We start from the raw sequence: 17,321 nt of genomic DNA, 5'->3' as shown, positions 1-17,321 counted from the left end.
GAACAACGCCTCCCCGGAGGTGAGAGTTTTACGCTCGCCCCACCTCCGGCAAAGGCCGCGCTCGTCACAGCTGTGCGGCCGTGGAACCCCTTGTCGCAAATCTGTGATTATTTGATGCCAACCGGATGGAACTTTGGTATACTTTGATTAGAAAGCAACCGTGAGAAGAAAGAGGGAAATATAATGGCATCAGCATTAATCGTATACGCAAGTTTGACAGGGAACACCGAGGAGATCGCCGATATCGTCGCAGACCAATTGGAAGCATTAGGTGTGAACGTCGAAGTAAAAGAATGTACGCAAGTCGCACCGGAGGACTTCTTGGCATATGACATGAACATCGTCGCGACCTACACATACGGATCCGACGGCGACCTGCCGGACGAATTCATGGACTTCTATGAAGAGATGGAAGACGTCGACTTCACTGGTAAAATCGCTGGCGTTGTGGGATCTGGGGATACGTTCTATGAATATTACTGCAAAGCAGTGGATGATTTCGAAGCGCAATTCAAAAAATTCGGCGCAACAATCGGCGCTGAAAACGTCAAGATCGACTTGAACGCCGAAGAAGAGGATATCGCGAACCTGCAGAAATTCTCGCAATCAATGGTAGACGCCCTGAATAAGTAAGCTAGACGCACCTATTCATTACATCATCACAATAAAGGAAGAGTTAACATTCGGGAATCCCTGCGGTTGGCTCTTCTTTTTTAAAATGCAGGAAAGCGCTTATGTTTTACCTTGTATAAATGTTTTTTTGGAACGAAGCCGTTTATTTTTTACAAACAGAGAGGAGGATAATGATGGATGTCGGAATGGAATATGAAATATTGATGCTCCAGTTAGGGTCCTTGGCCCGCAAGCTTTTCAATGCCGAAGAAAATCTTTCAAAATACCAAGAAGCACTGGAAAAGGCCATTGCGATGCTGGAAAAGGAGAACCGCGACCTCGAACGGCTGCGCAATGACAGTTTCTCGAACACTCTCCTGAAGCTCTTCGGCAACTTCGACCGCCGCTATGACAAAGAGTACCGCGAAATCATCGGCGCCAAAGTCGAATTCGACAAGGCCTACGCGATGAAGATCGCCGCCGCCCGCAGAGTCAAAGAAGTCGAAGCGGATATCGAAGAGAAGAAGCTGCGGCTGCGCAACATCAAGGAAGACGTCCTGCGCAAACATCCGAACATGAATCAGGTCGTGAGCGAACGTCAACAACAGATTCTCGCCCTTGAGCACGAATGGCGCGAGACCAACGAAGCCGAACAAGCCGGAATCGCAGTGTTGGAATCCCTGTCGGATATCATCAGCGGTCTCGATGCTGCCGATGCCATTTCGACTTGGGATCTGATCACCGATAGCAGTCTCATCCTGGATTTCCTGAAGCACGACAAGCTGGATGCCGCAGAAGCCTCGCTTCTACACCTTGAACAGACCGTCTATACTTTTGCGCGGGAACTGCGCGACCTGGATTTCGTCTTCGAAAGTGACCTCGAGACCATCTCCTCCACCCAACGCGCTCTGGACATCTTCTTCGACAACCTCTTCTCCGATTGGGGAACGAAAGTTATCATTGAGAAGAATATCGAAAACCTGAAGAAGCTGCAGGACAGCACCGAGGATGTTATGGAAAGTTTGGCAGCGAAGAAACGCGAGCTGGAGACGACTTTGGGAGTGTTGGCGGTTGAGGATGATAAAGTAATTTGAAGAGTATATAAATGTGAAGAACCGAGTGGTCTGAGGACCCTCGGTTCCTTTTTGGGTTTAGCACGAGCGCAAAACTCGGGGTTTAGCGGTAATCCTGGCTTCTCCGATGAGCGCACTTCTCAACGGAGTTGGGTTTTCGGTAATTAGCTCTCCTCCTGCGAGAGATTGTTGGCCGGAGCTGGGGTATCAGCGGTTCGCTCTTCTACGGTGAGCAGGTCCTCGTCGGAGTTGACGGGCCATGACGAGCGTCAGCTCCGGCGAAGCCAGCCCTTTTCGGAGGAGCGAGGGGCTCAATCCCTTCGTCGGCAGACTTCTGTTCCCTTAACCAATTTGTTCATTTCACAAAAAAATCTATTGCATTCTTGCGGGTCATATGAGAATATAGTACATGTAATCGATTTTATATCAATTACAGGAGCCCTTGTGGTTCCAGCTTCTGTTTAATCCCCCCAAGGTTAAATAGACAAAGCTCAGCTTCGGCTGAGTTTTTTTGCGTTTCGGGGTCAATATTACACAAATATATGGGAAACTTATCTATTCTCTAGAGGTAAGTTGTGCTATGATAGTGCCAGTACTTTTTTAAAACATAGGAGTGAATACACAATGGTATTACCGAATTTTGAAGAAAATCTGCAAAAATACGCCAAGTTGTTGGTTTCGAAAGGGATCAACGTTCAAAAAGGCCACACGATCGTCATCACTGTCGACGTCGAGCAGGCACCGTTCGCGCGTCTGTTGACGAAGGAGGCCTATGCGCTGGGCGCCGAGGAAGTCATCGTCAAGTGGACCGACGATTTCGTCACCCGCGAAACGTATCTGCACACGTCCGAGGAGAGAATGACGAATATCCCGCAATACAAAGTGGATGAAAGTCTCGACATGATCGAAAAGAAAGCGAGCCGCCTTTCTGTCCGCTCGGCCGATCCGGATGCGCTGAACGGCGTCGACGGCAAGAAGTTGGCTGCAGCGCAAAAGGCTAATAACGTCGCCTTCGATGCGCAACGCATCGCGACCCAAGCCAACAAAGTGAGCTGGACCGTCGCTGCCGCAGCCGGCGCGAAATGGGCGGCGAAAGTCTTCCCTGATCTGGCGACCGAAGAGGAACAAGTCGACGCCTTGTGGAACGAAATCTTCAAGACGTGCCGCGTCTACGAAGCCGATCCTGTGGCGGCCTGGGATGCGCATGAAGCGCGCCTGCTATCGAAAGCCGATGTGCTGAACGCCGAGCAATTCGACACGCTGCATTACACAGCACCGAACGGAACCGATTTGACGATCGGCATGCCGCAAAATCATATCTGGGAAAGCGCCGGCAGCGTGAACGCGCAGAACGAAAAGTTCATCGCCAACATGCCGACCGAGGAAGTCTTCTCCGCACCTGATTTCCGCCGCATCGACGGTATCGTGAAATCGACGAAACCGCTGAGCTACGCCGGCAACATCATCGACGGCATGACGTTCCGCTTCGAGAACGGCCAAGTGACCGAAGTGACCGCCGAAAAAGGCGAAGAAACGATCCGCCGCTTGGTTGAAGAAAACGAAGGCGGACGCAGCTTGGGCGAAGTCGCCTTGGTTCCGGATCCGTCTCCAATCTCGCAATCCGGCATCGTCTTCTTCAACACGCTATTCGACGAAAATGCCTCCAACCACTTGGCGCTGGGCTCCGCTTACGCATCCAGTGTTGTTGGCGGTACCGAAATGACGCAAGAAGAGCTTGCTGCAGCCGGCCTGAACCGCTCGACTACGCACGTGGACTTCATGATCGGGTCCGCTGATATGAATATTGATGGGATCCGTAAGGACGGATTTGTTATGCCGATCTTCCGTAATGGGGATTGGGCGTTCTAGAGTTATTTGTTAGTTTGGTTGGCCTCCCGGGTACGGGAGGCTTTTTGTGTGGTTGGGGCGGCTGGAGGCCGCCGGGGTGTTTCCTAGGGGTTGCCCTCTCTCCGACCGAGGGTGCGTGCGCCGGAGGTAGCGTTTATGAGGGTTCGTCAACTTCGACGAGGACCCGCTCCCCAGAGCAGAGCGTGCTGCCCAGCCCTCACATCCGGCCAACATTCCTTCACAGGAGAAGGACTATTACCGGAAACCCCTACTCCGGCGAGCGGACCTTTCACCGTAGGACCCACTACGATTCAGCAACCGTTTTCTTAAGTTTTCCTAGCCCCGCAGTACATTACTTTTGTTCTGATTTTGGATGGGCTATAATGTGGGTAGATAGTCAGACAAGTCTTCACGAAAGCAGGGTGTTTACCGTGATTGATCGAAAGAAAACAATGGAGCAGCTCGAGGAGGTTTCGCATGCGGTGGAACCGGAAAAGCCGTCCAGCAAGAGTTGGCTGTATATTTTCGGGGCAGTCATATTGATTTTTGGCCTCACTTTCATCTTCCAACAGATGAGCGGGACAACGAACGGCGAAGTCCGGCCCGCCGACATCGAGAGCCTGCAAGCGGAAATCGCTGAGCTCAGAGGTACCGTTTCCGATTTGGAAGCACGCATTGACGCATTGGAAAATGAATGAGTTTCGGGCAGCTGATTGGCTGCCCTTTTTGCTCGATATTCATCTCACAGGATTTTTTTCAAATGAGTGTGGAAATTGCACGCAATAAGTGATACAATGGTTAGTGTTCTGTTGGTCCTATAGCTCAGCGGATAGAGCACTCGTTTCCTAAACGAGGTGTCGGAAGTTCAATTCTTCTTAGGGCCGTCATATAAACAAAAAAAACAAACTTCCGACAATTTTATTAATTTGTCGGAAGTTTTGTTTGTCTTAGCGTTCGATACTTTTTATATTTAAGGATGGTTGTCGGAAGTTGAACATAACTTTCATTTCGAACCACCACTGATACGGATGGCGTCGACTGTTCGTTGCCGTTCACTTTGCGATCAGCAAACTGATTCGAGTTGTGTCGACTGTTCGTCGTCTTTCGTTTTGCGTTCAGCAAACTGATTCGGGTTGTGTCGACTGTTCGTCGGCTTTCGTTTTGCGTACAGTAAACTGATTCGGCTTTCGTCAACTGTTCGTCGTCCTTCATTTTGCGTTCGACCGACACTACTCAATAAAAGATCGGGTATCCGATTCTTTTACGTATATTATCAGTGTTAGATAAATAGTTATTTGAAGATACCGAAGCCGCCCGTCCAGCTGATTTTGTCGGCAGCAGCGAGCGAAATTTGCAGGAAGCCCATAGCTTCGAGCTCGCGGGCTCGCTTCAGCAAGCCGGCATCGATGAACGCCAGTCCGCTGCCTTCCAATGCGGCAACCAGTTTGTCTTTGGCTTCCTTGTCGTCGGACGCCAACAAAACTGTCGTTGGGTGGGCACCCGCCACTTTTTTGGTTGCTAAGGTAGTGGCGAAATTCGTGTTGAAGGCTTTGATGACAGACGCGTCCGGCAGTTCCTTGGCGATTTCCGCTGCTGCTGAGCTGTCGGTCGGCACAACGAGGCTGTCGAACGTTTCAAAATTCAATGGATTGGTGATATCGATGACAATCTTCCCGGCAAACAGGTCGCGATGGGTATCCAATATACCGGCAATAGCCGGATATGGAACTGATAAAACCACAATTTCACCCAGTTGCTCCACAGGTGTATCCTTTGTGAGGTACGTAACTTCATTCCCTGCGGCTTCAAAATTACCCCCGATTGCACTTCCCATGTTCCCTTTGCCAAAAATAGTGATACTTGCCATTTTTCATTCCTCCTTCTGGATGTTGCAACGAAGCGTACTGACTTTTCGTAAACACTTACATCCTTATTATAGTCACTTGCCGGATGGAAAGGAAATTTTTGCTCTTGAAGAGTGTTATCGGATGTTGAACATACCTTTCATTACGAATCGTCGACTTATGTGGGCAGCATCGGCTGTTCGTTGCCGTTCAGTTTGCGTTCAGCAAACCGATTCGGATTTTGTCGACTGTTCGTCGTCCTTCACTTTACGTTCAGCAAACCGATTCGGATTTCGTCGACTGTTCGCTGTCTTTCATTTTACGTTCAATCGACACCAGGCAAAAAAACGCCTATCCATTTGATCTGGATAGCCGGATTTTCTGTGCTTTATGAGCGGGAGCAGTAACCTCTATTTGATTTTTCTAAGGCGGAACTCCCTATTCCTGCGGCGAAATCTCTAATTGCAGCGGACCTTTGTATCCCATATCCAAATAATACGAAAGTTCTTTTTCTAAATCATCTATCAGCTTTGTGTCTTCAATCGCGTTCAATATAGCGTACGCCTTCTCAATATACTCGGAGCTTTCATCAATTTTTCCTGTTTTCTGTAAAATGATCCCTTTTCTGGCATAGGAAATTGCTAATTGGTTATACTTTTGATATTTCTTGCATAAAGGAATCACTTTTTCCAAGTAGGAAAGAGCTTCAGGATATTTTTTATCATCGATCAGCAAAACAGCTAAATTAACATCTATATTGATCAATAGAACTTCAGCTTCCTTCAGCTTATGGTAAGGGATTAATTGTTTGGTCGCTCTTTCACCAATGTTGACGGCTACATCAATGGGGAAAATAAATAAAATGGTGTTTATTAATCGGATATCCAGTAAATACCATTTATCAAATTTGTCCAACCGCTCCCAAATTTTCTTGGCAAAGAATTGTGCTTCTTCTACGTTTTGAGTTGCATTTAAAATGATTAAGCTTTCGCATGCGTAGTAAAGATTCCTTAACAAATAATCTTCCACTTCTTTTAAGTAAGTGGCTATCTCGTCTCTAAGCAAATTCAAATCATCAGGGTGATTATAATTCAACGAAAAGAATTCATTGATCAGCTTTTCTTTTGTGGTCAAACTTTCTTTATTCAGTATGTAGCGGAACTCATCTACGGAAACATTCAGCTTTTCCAGGATTGCTAACCATTTTCGAAAAGTAGGTTCTATTTCATTTCTTTCTATTTTGGAGTACGCAGATTGCCCCATAATGCCTTCTGCGACATACTGTTGAGAATAACCTCTATCTATCCTGATTTCTTTAAATACATCTCCGAAATCTTTTTTCATGGGCTTCACCTTCTTATTAATAGTATTATATGACTAATTGGAGCAAATTGCATTTTTCTACTTTATAATAAAACTATCAAGAAAAATATTTTTTTAGAAAAGGGGTCGCTGTCATGAAGAAGTTTATCGTTTTGTCCATAGTCCTAGGAGTAATTGGTAGCAGTAGTTTAATTTTAAAGGATTTAACTACCGATGACAACCTGTCCAGCAAGGATATTCAACATGAACAAGTAGCAAAAGCACCAGAAAAATATTCCACTAATATGATTTGGTTTATAGGATAAGAATTATTGGCAACTTCGAATTTCTCGGAAAAGGAAAAAAACAGGTTAGGACACATATCCTAACCTGCAGACTACCTATAGCAGTTCTTTTATCCACTTGTTTTACTGATAAATCCAGAAAATTTATAATAATAGATGAAATAAAATAAGGCCGGATTCGGACTCCGGCCTCAGACTTTTCGCAGTTGTTTAGTTCCTTCAGCATATTTCCACTAAGCCCATCAACTTAACCCTAAAAATGTAGCGAGGAAATCTTATTCGTTCATTATGTAGGCGAAGTATGTATTGCGATCAATTATTGATAAAGATGGGGTACTGCGGGGAGGGTTTCGGCTACGGGTTAGACAGAAGCGAAACTTCAGACTGCTCCATTAGTGATTGGTTGATATAAACCTACCTCCAGCGATTGCTTAAATATTTGTTGTACAATTGGCTGCACACAATTACCATTTAAACAAATGTTATTCAGAAAAGTAAGAGCTCTCTTACTAATCTTAGTATAGCACCCGTGGGCAATTTTTTCTATTTCTTTTTTTTATGTTCAAAAAGAAAAGAAATATCAGCCAATATTGCATACTGCGAATTTACATGCACACACAAATCATGCTGCATCAATTAAATTAGATTAGTTTATTAAGCTTCCTTACTATTTAGAGTAGGAAAACACCGATCACAATATTAGCTGAACGACCACATTCAGTTCAATAAATGTATATTAAGGTATCAGAAAATACAAAATTGTTTTTCGTTGAGCGGTCTGTGTTTTGGCGCCACTTTCATTGCTAGTTTGTTAATAATTGCACAAATTTTATACGAACTCACATAAAAGATGCCACCAACCTCGGAATGGTTAAACTATTGTTTTGTTGATAATGTACACTTTATATTCTTATGAATATCGTTTTCCAAAATATTGTATTTGTATTGGCCAGTCAACGATTCTCATTTTGGAAGCGCATCCAAAATCGTCCCCTTTTTCCCCGGTTTCACCGTAATAAAACAGGCCCTCAGCGTCACCCCGTAGTTTCCGGGCGCCGCTGAGGGCCTACTTTTGTTTACTTTATTTCTTACAAAATAGTGTCGCCTTCGCCGTATGAGCTACGGCCGGCTTCGATGATGCCTTGGTTGCTGTCGCCGTTGTAGATGGAATTCTTAACCAACACATAATCGCATTTGCGGATCGCTGTGATGTCTTTTCCACCCGCATAGGAGATGGATGACTGTAGGTCTTCGCGCATTTCGTTCAAGGTATCTGCGATCGTTCCGTGGTAAGGCGTCAGGATCTTTTTGCCCTCAACGTTTTTGCGTTGGCCTTTTTGGTATTCGGAAGCACTGCCGAAGTACTCTTTATACAAGCGGCCGTTGATTTCTTTCGTTTCGCCCGGTGACTCGTCGTGTCCGGCCAATAACGAGCCGACCATGACCATTGTTGCGCCGAAACGGATCGATTTTGCGATGTCTCCGTTTGTGCGGACGCCGCCGTCAGCGATGATTGGTTTGCTTGCTGCTTTTGAGCACCAGCTAACTGCTGCCAACTGCCAGCCGCCTGTACCGAAACCGGTCTTGATCTTGGTTGTGCAGACTTTACCAGGCCCGATCCCTACTTTCGTTGCATCGGCTCCGGCGTTTTCCAATTCACGGACGCCTTCAGGAGTGCCCACGTTACCGGCAATCAGGAATGTTGCCGGCATCACTGCTTTGACGTGTTTGATCATGCGGATGACTTCATCGGAATGACCATGCGCCACGTCGATTGTTGTATATTCAGGAACGGCTTTTTTAGCCGCCAATTCATTTACGAAATCGAATTCTGCTGCTTTGATCCCCAAACTGATGGAAGCAAACAAACCTTTTTCATGCATGTGTTGGATGAACGGCAAACGGCTCGCCTCATCAAAACGGTGCATGATGTAGAAATAACCCTCTCTGGCTAACTTTTCAGCAAGTTCTTCGTCCAGAATCGTCTGCATGTTCGCAGGCACCACCGGCAATTTAAACGTGCGGCCACCAAGTACAACAGTCGTGTCGCATTCAGAACGGCTCTGCACAACACTCTTGTTCGGAATTAATTGTACGTCTTCATAGTCAAAAATTTTCATTTCTATTTCCCTCTTTCTGTTAGTGCACTTTTCCTTGCGGGAATCGCTTTACACAGACACGGACGTGAAGGCAAAAAATGTCTTCTATCGTAAAGTCCCTATAGTAAGTTACACTACTGCCAAAGGTTTGTCAAAGATTAATTGTTGATGAAAAGTAAGTTTTACTTTTGAGCGTCACGAAAAGCTGATGGTTGGCGCATCCCAGCACAGTTCGACTGATACTCCTGCCATATTTTCATTTATACGCAAATTCAGGTAAAATGGATTACTGAACAGTAATAATATTGGAGGGGCTCATCACTCATGAAAATAAATGCAATCAAAAAGGAACTCGATGGGATACTTCCCGGCCTCGCCGTCAGCATCCTCATCTCCTTGGCCAGCCAATTTCTCGCACGCTTCCTGCCGACTTTGGGCGCCGCGCTCATCGCTATCCTCTTGGGGATGCTACTGGGCAACACGCTCCTGAACCGACCAGAATTGAGCCAAGGAACCAAATTCTCTGAAAAAAGGCTGCTCGAATACGCTATCGTCCTGAACGGGTTGATCCTGGATTTCCAAGTATTGAAATCAGCCGGGCTGAAAGGCTTCGTCTTCATCATCCTACAGATTTCCCTGACGATTTTCGTCACCTACAATCTCGGCAAATACTTCGGATTCGGCAAACGCTTCGCGCTGCTGATGGGCGCCGGAAATGCAGTCTGCGGTTCCTCCGCCATCGGGACCGTCTCGCCGATTGTCAAAGCCGACAACAAGGAAAAAGGCATCTCAATCACCATCGTCAACCTGACCGGCACTGCGCTGATGATCCTGCTGCCAGTTCTGGGCGCCATTCTGTACGGCAGCGACACTCTGCGCACCTCCGCCCTGATCGGCGGAACCGTCCAATCCGTCGGCCAAGTCGTTGCCGCCGCCAAACTCGTCAATGACGAAGTCGTCACGCTGGCGACCGTCTTCAAGCTGATGCGCGTGCTTTTAATCATCGTCGTCGCCGTATTGTACGGGCGTATGAATATGAATGAAGGAGAATCTTTGTTCACGCGCAAGAAGCGCGCGGGGGTTGATGAAGGGTCAGTCACCGGAGTGGGAGCGTCAGCTAACCCGGCCGCCGTCTCCTACGGCGTCCCTTGGTTCCTTACCGGATTCGTCGTTTTCTTCTTGATCCGCAGCTTCATCGGCGTTCCAGAAGGCGCCTTGGTCGCTTCAAAAGCCATCAGCACCCAATTCGAAGTCGCCGCCCTCGCTGCGATCGGCATGCGCGTCAAATTCGCCGACATCATCAAAGAAGGCCCCAAAGCTATGCTGTATGGGTTGACCGTTGGAGCGGTGCAGGTTGTCATGGCCGTTGCGCTGATACGGGTATTTTTCGGATAATAGCGCCAAAAAGCATCGGTTCCTGTGGGAGCCGATGCTTTTTGGCTATATATCCGCCTTCCGTCGGCTGTTTGGTGTTCTCCGTCCTTCGTTCAGTCAACACATTCCGCTGGCGTCGACTGTTCTGTATTCGTCACCCCTCGTTCAGTCAACACAACGCGCGGGTGTCGGCTGTTCTGCATCCTCCAATTTCCGTTCAGTCAACGCATCAGGCTCTCGTCGGCTATTCAACATCTCCCACTCTTCGTTCAGCCGACATTCATGCTTTTCAGGCTTATGCGGACCAAAAAAGGCAGCCGCATCATCCATCACTGGAGAGGCGACTGCCTGGTTTTTGTATATTTGAAGAGCAGATATGTTGTTCTAGGGTGTTTTGTGCTTTCAATGGGCGTTAGCCCGACATACATATCATATTCTGGTGATAGACAGCATTCGCATTACAGACACCGACGTATATAAGCTATCACGGCTATTTCGCATTCCCCGTACATATGTTTCTGATTTTTTACATTCATCCTTGGTCAGGTTTTATTCTATTTTCCGCTGTTTTATAAACCTCTTTTTTATCGCGTTTGCCGATTGCGACTACCTGGATAACCTCGATTTTGCCATTTGCCTCCCGAAATACGATTCGAAGCCCCATTTTTTTGTTCTTCAACTTCCTGCACTCGCTCAGTGAACCGTGTAAGGCTTGTCCTGCTTGCATGCCAGATTCTTTAATCCTTACAATAGCTTTGTCCACGAAAATCTTCTGACTCCCATCCAGAGAATCGTAATCCTGTTTTGATAACGCCGTCCACTCTATCGTATGCACAAACTACTCCCACCCGTCATTCTCATCTATGGTAAGAAACTGATCGGCGTTGGCGCCACGGACTTCTTCATCCGAATATAGTTTTAAATCTTTGATAGCTAAACGCTTCTCTACTTCTAAGTCCAATACTCGCTCATGTAATACTTCGATTTCGTTTGTCAAAGATTCGTACTGTTCCTGCGTTAGCATAACGCCAGCAACATCTCCACGATTAAAAACGTAGACAGGAGTGTTTTCTCTCTCAGCTTTTTTAAATACGATGGACGGGGATTTTTTCACTTCAGATATGGAAGTGGTTGGGACGTCAAGAATTTTAAAGCCCATTTTTATCATCTCCTTATTTTACCCCATTATACACCGTTTAAAAACTTTTAAAAGTCTTTTTGTGATATCTTTAATATATAAAAAATGTTTATTGCTTAAGAAGGAAGAAATGTTTATCACGCTGCGCGTACAGCCGGCCGAAGCCGGCGTCAGCTCTTCGGTATTCTTCAGTCTTCGTTCTATCCACATACCTCGTGGACGTCGGCTGTTCGGTATTCTTCAGTCTTCGTTCAGTCAACACATCACGCCTATGTCGGCTATTCGGTATCTTCCGCTCTTCATTCAGCCGACACATCGTACAGGCGTCGGCTATTCATTCAACGGGATATAATATCTGCCACTCTCACTTCCAGCAGCATGATATTCTCGCTTCAAAACCTTATACACGCGATTTGTATCTTCCGTGCCGCACCAATCTGCCAAACGTTTTGTTGTCAGTTTTTCATTTGGAAAAAGGATTTGGAAGTCCGTAATGCTATTGCTGATGGCTTTTTGTATGATCATCTTCTTCCCGCAACTTTCACACACATGGGAGCGTCTGCAGAAATTTTGCACGAGCAGTCCACAAGTTGGGCAATTTATCCCTTTATTCATTTTTTCATAGTCAAATTTGATCAACTTACTTGGATACTCAGGATCATGACATTCAACAAGTGCTTGCGCCAACTTTTCCAGTTCCGGATTTGTTACGGGTTTCATATTTTGCAGTTCACGGAAATGCTCCGAAATCTGCCCAGGAAGAATGCTGTCACCCTCGCACGGGGCTCCCCAGATTGAAAATTCTGGATTTACGTATACTATAAATGCTTGAATTTCAATCGAATAGCCCATGCTCTTCAGGAGCTTCCGCAGCCTTACTTTTGTTTTCGTTAATTGCAGGGAAGGATTTTCCAAAGTAGTGCCCGATTGCTTCGTAAATTCTTCCGGCCCCCAGTGGTGTATCCCACCGTAATTTTTGATTTCATATAACACTATTTTACCTTCACAAATTAGCAACGCGTCTATCTGTAAGGAAGAACGTCTAATTTCCAATTGCAAATCATTCAGAACAATACATTTCGCCCCCAGTTTTTCTGTCAATCCGTCAAATCGGCACTCACCCTCATATCCCTTTTTCAAATTGAGATAGTAGTAAAAATTTTCTTTATCCAATCGCATACGGCTAAAATTTCATAAATGCGTAAATGCATAGATTTTGTGCGTTCTTTAAATGCCAATACATCCGCCTCCAATATTTATTTTCAAAGGTAGTATACGCATAATTTGCCATACAGCTTCTATATTTGAAGAAGCGGATATTATTTATGAAATACAAAATCTGTTTCTACGCAAATGAGGATTTATGCTGCATCGTTCGTCGGCTGTTTGTGTTCTTGTTCCCTTCGTTCAGTCGACGTTTTTTCTTCTTGTCGACTGTTCGGTGTCCGTCACTCCTCGTTCAGTCAACACATCGCGCGGGTGTCGACTGTTCCCCATCCCCCGATTTACGTTCAGCCGACATATCCGCCTTTCGTCGGCTATTCGGTAACATTCATTCTTCGTTCAGTTGACATTCTTCTCCTTCAGGCTTATCCAGACTAAAAAGGCAGCCGCTTCATCCATCGTTGGAGAGGCGGCTGCCTGGTTTTTGTTTATTTGAAGAGCCTAAATGTTATTCTAGGGTGTTTTGTGCTTTCGAAGGGCGTTAGCCAGTGACATGCATACCGCGTGGCCGTCGGCTTTTCGGTGTTCTTCGATCTACGTTCAGCTGACATACCGTGCCGGCGTCGACTGTTCAGCATTCTCCGTTCTGCGTTCAGTCAACATATCGCGTGGGCGTCGGCTGTTCGGTATTCTTCACTTCTCGGTCAGTCAACACATGGTGCGGACGTCGACTGTTCGGTGTTCTCCGACTTCCGTTCAGTCAACACATCGCGCGGGTGTCGGCTCTTCGGTATTCTCCGCTATTCTTTTCCAGGATTACATTGAATTCCGTCTCCATTGTTTCCATCTGCCCGCAGCTTATACACAAGCCCCAACACCTGAACGGCGATGATCGGGGTCATCGCGACGAGGGCGATCATGCCGAAACTGTCGGAGACGAGGCTGTCTCCGGCCATCGCGCTGGCCGCTCCTTGGACGAAGGAGAGGATGAATGTCGCTGTCATCGGTCCGGATGCGACGCCTCCGGAATCGAAGGCGATGCCGACAAATATTTTGGGTACGAAAAAGGTCAGTGTCAGCGCAATGAGGTAGCCCGGCAGCAGATAGTGCCATAGCTGAATCTGAGGGAAGACGATCCGCAACATCGCCAAGGCGACGGCCGTACCGATTCCCAAGGACAGAACGGCTTTGACCGCATTCCTTTTGACAGCGCCGTTCGTGATGTCTTCGATTTGGTGCGTCAGAACATGGACGGCCGGTTCCGCCAAGACGGTGACCAAACCGAGCACAAAGCTGATCACAAGCAAATATAGTTTATTATCCAAAGAAGCAACGTTGAAACCGATCGTGCGTCCGACTTCCATGAAACCGCCCTGCGCGCCAAGTAGGAACAGGAAGAGGCCTATGTAGGTCAGCAGCAGTCCGTAGATGATCCACGAGACGTTTTTGCGGGACAGCCGGAAGGAAACGCGTTGCAGCAGCATGAAAATCAGGAAGATGGGCAACAACGCCAGCAGCACTTCTTCGGCTATGACCGGCACTTTGTCGAGGAACGGGCCCAATACGGTTTGCGAAACCGTTAAAGGCGTTCGGACCGGAGCCTCAGCTATGGGGGTTCCCTGCAAGGTTTCTCTGAAGCGGTCCATCACCAAAACCGACAGAATGGGACCGATCGAAACGACCCCGATTAGGCCGAATCCACAATCATTGGAAGCGAGGGTGCTTTTGCGCAGCAGCGTGACCCCCAACGCCATCGACATGATGAATGGTACCGTCATGGCGCCGGTTGTTGCGCCCGAAGCATCGAAGGCGATGGCGAGGAATTCATCGGAGGCGGACAGAGCCAACAGGAACACGCCGGCATAGAAACCTACGAGCAGTTTGTGGAGGGGGAAGGTTTTGACGATCCGGATCAGCCCGATCGCAAGCATGACGGCGATGCCGACCGAAACGACGAGGATGATCCCCCATTTCGAGACCGTTCCCGCAGTCAGCCGTTCGACTTGTCCGGCCAGGATGTGCAGGTCGGGCTCCGCGATGGAAATGATGAAACCCAAAGCCAGTCCCGCTCCTGCCAGCAATAGGAGGCTGTCCGTCTTGGCGAAGGTCCGCCCCATCGCCCGACCAATCAGGTTGACGCTCAAATCGATGGCGTAGAGAAAAATGGATAGGCCCGCTGTTATGCAGAGGGCACCGAACAGAAAACGGGCAAGCTGCAGGTCGGTCAGCGGCGTCAAGGTGATATGCAGCAGCAGGACGATTCCGACGACCGGAAGGACCGCTTGCAGCACTTCCCGGACCTTCGACAAAAATAGGTTCAACGAAATCACTCCTCTCCCAAAAGCAAGTGCGGACATACCCAGTCATGATGGCCTATTCTCATTGATCATGCGGATGCCATTTCTCCATATGCTCCGCATGCGTCTTCAGATAAGCGCCGGGGTTGTAGAACTTGTCGTAGAATTCCAGATCAAGGTGGTGCGCCTGCAGGAAGGTCACGATTGCCATGGTCGGGACGGTCGCAGGGAACTTGCCGAATGTGTCGAAGATGTATTGCGCCTGCAAAGTGACGCAGGCGATGAAGTCTTCATCATGCACTTTCGCAGCGGAACGGACCTTTTTCGAATCTTTCCAAGGCCCTGGTGTATCCGGGTGGAACGGTCCGCCTGGCCCGAATTTGCGCTTCACGATCGCTTCGACCGCCGCCCGCATATCCGGATAATGCGGCGGGCAGAAGCCCTCCATCACGCCTTCCAGACCGGTGACGTTCGGAATGGGCCAGTCCTCCCGGGTATCGAAACGGAAGCCCAAGCCGGGAACAGCCGGATCGCCGCTCGCACCAAGTAGGCTGAGCGGATTGATGCCATCGTACATCCAACCGCCCAAGCCCATCGCCTGCAGCATCAAGGCGCCTGCATAGCAACTGGTGGATAGCTCGGCGGTGGCTTCTGCGAGCATCAGCTGTTCGGCGACTGTTATCGGGTAGACGTTTTGCGGATCAATGATGTGACTGAACTGCTCGATGCCCGGGATGCTGCGCTTATTGATGTCATCATAGAGGACAAAGCGGTTCTGAACCAAATAACAGAGTCCGAGAATAAGATGCAGCGAGATATCGGCCACCGGGATGACCATCAGCGTACCGGGTTGATTGGCCACCCAAGTGTTGTGCGGCTCGACATGCGGCATTTCCGCCGGCACTTTCAGGCGCCCGTCCTGCAATTTGGTGACATGCGCCTGCATGTCCGCCACCATCTCTTCGAAGTCCAGCTCCCCGTCCTTCCCCCTTTCCGCAAAAGCCGGCTCATCCCGGTTGTCGAGCACATAGACCCCCTCATCATCTGTGAAAAAGATCTTGCTCGTATGGAAACCGGCTGACGATGGGAAGGTGCGTCCACTGGCGGCGCCTGCGTAATTGGACAGCTGCGGGGCGTATTCCTTGGCGCGGTAGTGCATGTGATGCCAGCTCGTGTTTCCTCCGCAGGCAGCCACGACAAGCATTTTTTCCAATTCACTCAACGGTTCCGGTTCGAAACGGGACTTGTAGGCAAAGACGCCGTCCGGGATCTCTGCACCCCTGAAGAAGCGGCGGGAACGTCTTCCCAACAGGGCATCGACGAGGCTGAATGCCATCATGTCTTTGTACCCTGGCGGGGGATTTTGTTTAGCCATAACAAAGAACTTCCTTTCTTAATGTTCAACAAAAATGATGAACGACGGTTGGCTCGTTGCAGATGGATTGCTTTTGGACTGACTAAATCTTTCCATTGATAAGGAAATCAACAATATCCCGTGCGATCAGGGCGGGTTCTTCCCAATAGAGCATATGACCCGATCCAGAGTGTGCGATGAGCTTGGACCCCTTGATAACTTCAGTTAACGCGAGCTGGTCCTCATTCGTGATGATGGGATCCCGATCGCCCCAGACGATGAGCGTGGGCGCTTGGATTTTGGCGAGCTCGCCGGGAAGTGTTTCTTCAAGCAGGCCGTTGCTGGTTTCCACCCATACCCGGGCAGGCACCTTCAGGTTTTCGGCTATCATGCTGTCCAAGGCTTCAGCAGATGCCGCGCGGGAAAGGACGCTCTCCGCAAAACTTTTCATGAAACCAGGATCAATCGGATCCTTCAGCTCCGCAAACAAGTTCGGCCGCCCTGTCAGCGTGGCGGGTGAACCCAACAGGACCAGACCCGCCGTCCGTTCCGGATGCGTTGCGGCGAAGCTGCGGGCTGCGAAACCGCCGCTTGAAGCCCCTACGATGACCGCTTCACCAATCTGCAGCGCATCCATGAACAGTCGCAGATCCTCCACAAAATCACGGGTGCGGTATCCGCTCTTGGGCCGATCCGAATCGCCATGTCCCCGTTGGCTCAAGGCATATACGTGGACGCTCTCCGTGAGTTCCGCAAGCAGCGGCTCGAAGATGCGCCAGGAATCTGCGATCCCGGGCAACAGGATAAGCGGCGTACCGCTATTTGCGCCCTGTTCGGCATAGCTCAGGCGCAGGCCGTTCGTCAGTTCGGCACTCTTTGCGATAAGTTCCATCGGGCACTTCCTTTCATCA

At 48.5% G+C, this 17,321-nt stretch carries 15 protein-coding genes and 1 tRNA gene; 7 read left to right on the top strand and 9 right to left on the bottom strand.

The window, feature by feature from the left end; translation table 11 throughout:
- Positions 1–183: 183 nt before the first annotated feature.
- The 5 genes from PH235_RS08250 (at position 184) to PH235_RS08230 (ending at position 4,417) form a co-directional block, all read left to right on the top strand.
- Positions 184–633: a flavodoxin gene (locus PH235_RS08250; RefSeq protein ID WP_272161880.1), complete on the top strand. Its 450-nt coding sequence runs from the start codon at positions 184–186 to the stop codon at positions 631–633.
- Between the two features lie 173 nt (positions 634–806).
- Entirely contained in the window at positions 807–1,706 is a 900-nt protein-coding gene (locus PH235_RS08245; protein WP_272161879.1) for a hypothetical protein, read from the top strand.
- 603 nt (positions 1,707–2,309) lie between these two features.
- Positions 2,310–3,554: an aminopeptidase gene (locus tag PH235_RS08240; protein WP_272161878.1), complete on the top strand. Its 1,245-nt coding sequence runs from the start codon at positions 2,310–2,312 to the stop codon at positions 3,552–3,554.
- 410 nt (positions 3,555–3,964) lie between these two features.
- Positions 3,965–4,231 (top strand): hypothetical protein, encoded by a 267-nt coding sequence (locus tag PH235_RS08235; RefSeq protein WP_272161877.1) that lies wholly within the window; start codon positions 3,965–3,967, stop codon positions 4,229–4,231.
- Positions 4,232–4,344: 113 nt separating this feature from the next.
- A tRNA-Arg gene (locus PH235_RS08230) sits at positions 4,345–4,417 on the top strand.
- A gap of 407 nt (positions 4,418–4,824) precedes the next feature.
- Here the strand turns inward: PH235_RS08230 and PH235_RS08225 are convergent.
- The gene (locus PH235_RS08225) at positions 4,825–5,400 is read right to left on the bottom strand and encodes an NADPH-dependent F420 reductase (RefSeq protein ID WP_272161876.1); all 576 of its coding nucleotides are present in this window, start codon (positions 5,398–5,400) and stop codon (positions 4,825–4,827) included.
- Between the two features lie 415 nt (positions 5,401–5,815).
- Positions 5,816–6,721 carry a helix-turn-helix domain-containing protein gene (locus PH235_RS08220; protein ID WP_272161875.1) on the bottom strand — a complete coding sequence of 302 codons (906 nt, stop codon included), beginning with the start codon at positions 6,719–6,721 and terminating at the stop codon, positions 5,816–5,818.
- A 113-nt stretch (positions 6,722–6,834) separates the two neighbouring features.
- Here PH235_RS08220 and PH235_RS08215 point away from each other — a divergent pair, with 113 nt between their 5' ends.
- Positions 6,835–7,005, top strand: coding sequence for a hypothetical protein (locus PH235_RS08215; protein ID WP_272161874.1), 171 nt, complete (start codon positions 6,835–6,837; stop codon positions 7,003–7,005).
- A 1,067-nt stretch (positions 7,006–8,072) separates the two neighbouring features.
- Here the strand turns inward: PH235_RS08215 and PH235_RS08210 are convergent.
- Positions 8,073–9,104, bottom strand: a complete 1,032-nt coding sequence (locus PH235_RS08210; protein ID WP_272161873.1) for a GMP reductase — start codon at positions 9,102–9,104, stop codon at positions 8,073–8,075.
- Between the two features lie 303 nt (positions 9,105–9,407).
- Here PH235_RS08210 and PH235_RS08205 point away from each other — a divergent pair, with 303 nt between their 5' ends.
- Entirely contained in the window at positions 9,408–10,478 is a 1,071-nt protein-coding gene (locus tag PH235_RS08205) for a YeiH family protein (protein WP_272161872.1), read from the top strand.
- 511 nt (positions 10,479–10,989) lie between these two features.
- Here PH235_RS08205 and PH235_RS08200 read toward each other — a convergent pair.
- The 6 genes from PH235_RS08200 to PH235_RS08175 form a co-directional block, all read right to left on the bottom strand.
- Positions 10,990–11,292, bottom strand: coding sequence for a type II toxin-antitoxin system RelE family toxin (locus tag PH235_RS08200; RefSeq protein ID WP_272161871.1), 303 nt, complete (start codon positions 11,290–11,292; stop codon positions 10,990–10,992).
- 3 nt (positions 11,293–11,295) lie between these two features.
- Positions 11,296–11,616 (bottom strand): type II toxin-antitoxin system Phd/YefM family antitoxin, encoded by a 321-nt coding sequence (locus PH235_RS14580; protein WP_443080854.1) that lies wholly within the window; start codon positions 11,614–11,616, stop codon positions 11,296–11,298.
- A 309-nt stretch (positions 11,617–11,925) separates the two neighbouring features.
- Positions 11,926–12,768 (bottom strand): nuclease-related domain-containing protein, encoded by an 843-nt coding sequence (locus tag PH235_RS08190; protein WP_272161870.1) that lies wholly within the window; start codon positions 12,766–12,768, stop codon positions 11,926–11,928.
- A 791-nt stretch (positions 12,769–13,559) separates the two neighbouring features.
- The gene (locus PH235_RS08185) at positions 13,560–15,089 is read right to left on the bottom strand and encodes a DUF1538 domain-containing protein (protein WP_272161869.1); all 1,530 of its coding nucleotides are present in this window, start codon (positions 15,087–15,089) and stop codon (positions 13,560–13,562) included.
- 49 nt (positions 15,090–15,138) lie between these two features.
- Complete coding sequence (locus tag PH235_RS08180; protein WP_272161868.1) at positions 15,139–16,431, bottom strand: hypothetical protein; 1,293 nt, start codon at positions 16,429–16,431, stop codon at positions 15,139–15,141.
- Between the two features lie 82 nt (positions 16,432–16,513).
- Positions 16,514–17,302 carry an alpha/beta fold hydrolase gene (locus PH235_RS08175; RefSeq protein ID WP_272161867.1) on the bottom strand — a complete coding sequence of 263 codons (789 nt, stop codon included), beginning with the start codon at positions 17,300–17,302 and terminating at the stop codon, positions 16,514–16,516.
- Positions 17,303–17,321: the final 19 nt, after the last annotated feature.

It is taken from the genome of Trichococcus sp. K1Tr (assembly GCF_028309625.1).
Lineage (GTDB): Bacteria > Bacillota > Bacilli > Lactobacillales > Aerococcaceae > Trichococcus.
The sequence above is the reverse complement of the archived record's forward strand: the minus strand, read 5'-3'. Positions and strand labels throughout refer to the sequence as shown.

Bases quoted from the DNA above. Each gene is read 5' to 3' on its own strand.
- PH235_RS08250 (WP_272161880.1), top strand. From the start codon at position 184: ATGGCATCAGCATTAATCGTATACGCAAGTTTGACAGGGAACACCGAG.
- PH235_RS08245 (WP_272161879.1), top strand. From the start codon at position 807: ATGGATGTCGGAATGGAATATGAAATATTGATGCTCCAGTTAGGGTCC.
- PH235_RS08240 (WP_272161878.1), top strand. From the start codon at position 2,310: ATGGTATTACCGAATTTTGAAGAAAATCTGCAAAAATACGCCAAGTTG.
- PH235_RS08225 (WP_272161876.1), bottom strand. From the start codon at position 5,400: ATGGCAAGTATCACTATTTTTGGCAAAGGGAACATGGGAAGTGCAATC.
- PH235_RS08220 (WP_272161875.1), bottom strand. From the start codon at position 6,721: ATGAAAAAAGATTTCGGAGATGTATTTAAAGAAATCAGGATAGATAGA.
- PH235_RS08215 (WP_272161874.1), top strand. From the start codon at position 6,835: ATGAAGAAGTTTATCGTTTTGTCCATAGTCCTAGGAGTAATTGGTAGC.
- PH235_RS08210 (WP_272161873.1), bottom strand. From the start codon at position 9,104: ATGAAAATTTTTGACTATGAAGACGTACAATTAATTCCGAACAAGAGT.
- PH235_RS08205 (WP_272161872.1), top strand. From the start codon at position 9,408: ATGAAAATAAATGCAATCAAAAAGGAACTCGATGGGATACTTCCCGGC.
- PH235_RS14580 (WP_443080854.1), bottom strand. From the start codon at position 11,616: ATGGGCTTTAAAATTCTTGACGTCCCAACCACTTCCATATCTGAAGTG.
- PH235_RS08180 (WP_272161868.1), bottom strand. From the start codon at position 16,431: ATGGCTAAACAAAATCCCCCGCCAGGGTACAAAGACATGATGGCATTC.
- PH235_RS08175 (WP_272161867.1), bottom strand. From the start codon at position 17,302: ATGGAACTTATCGCAAAGAGTGCCGAACTGACGAACGGCCTGCGCCTG.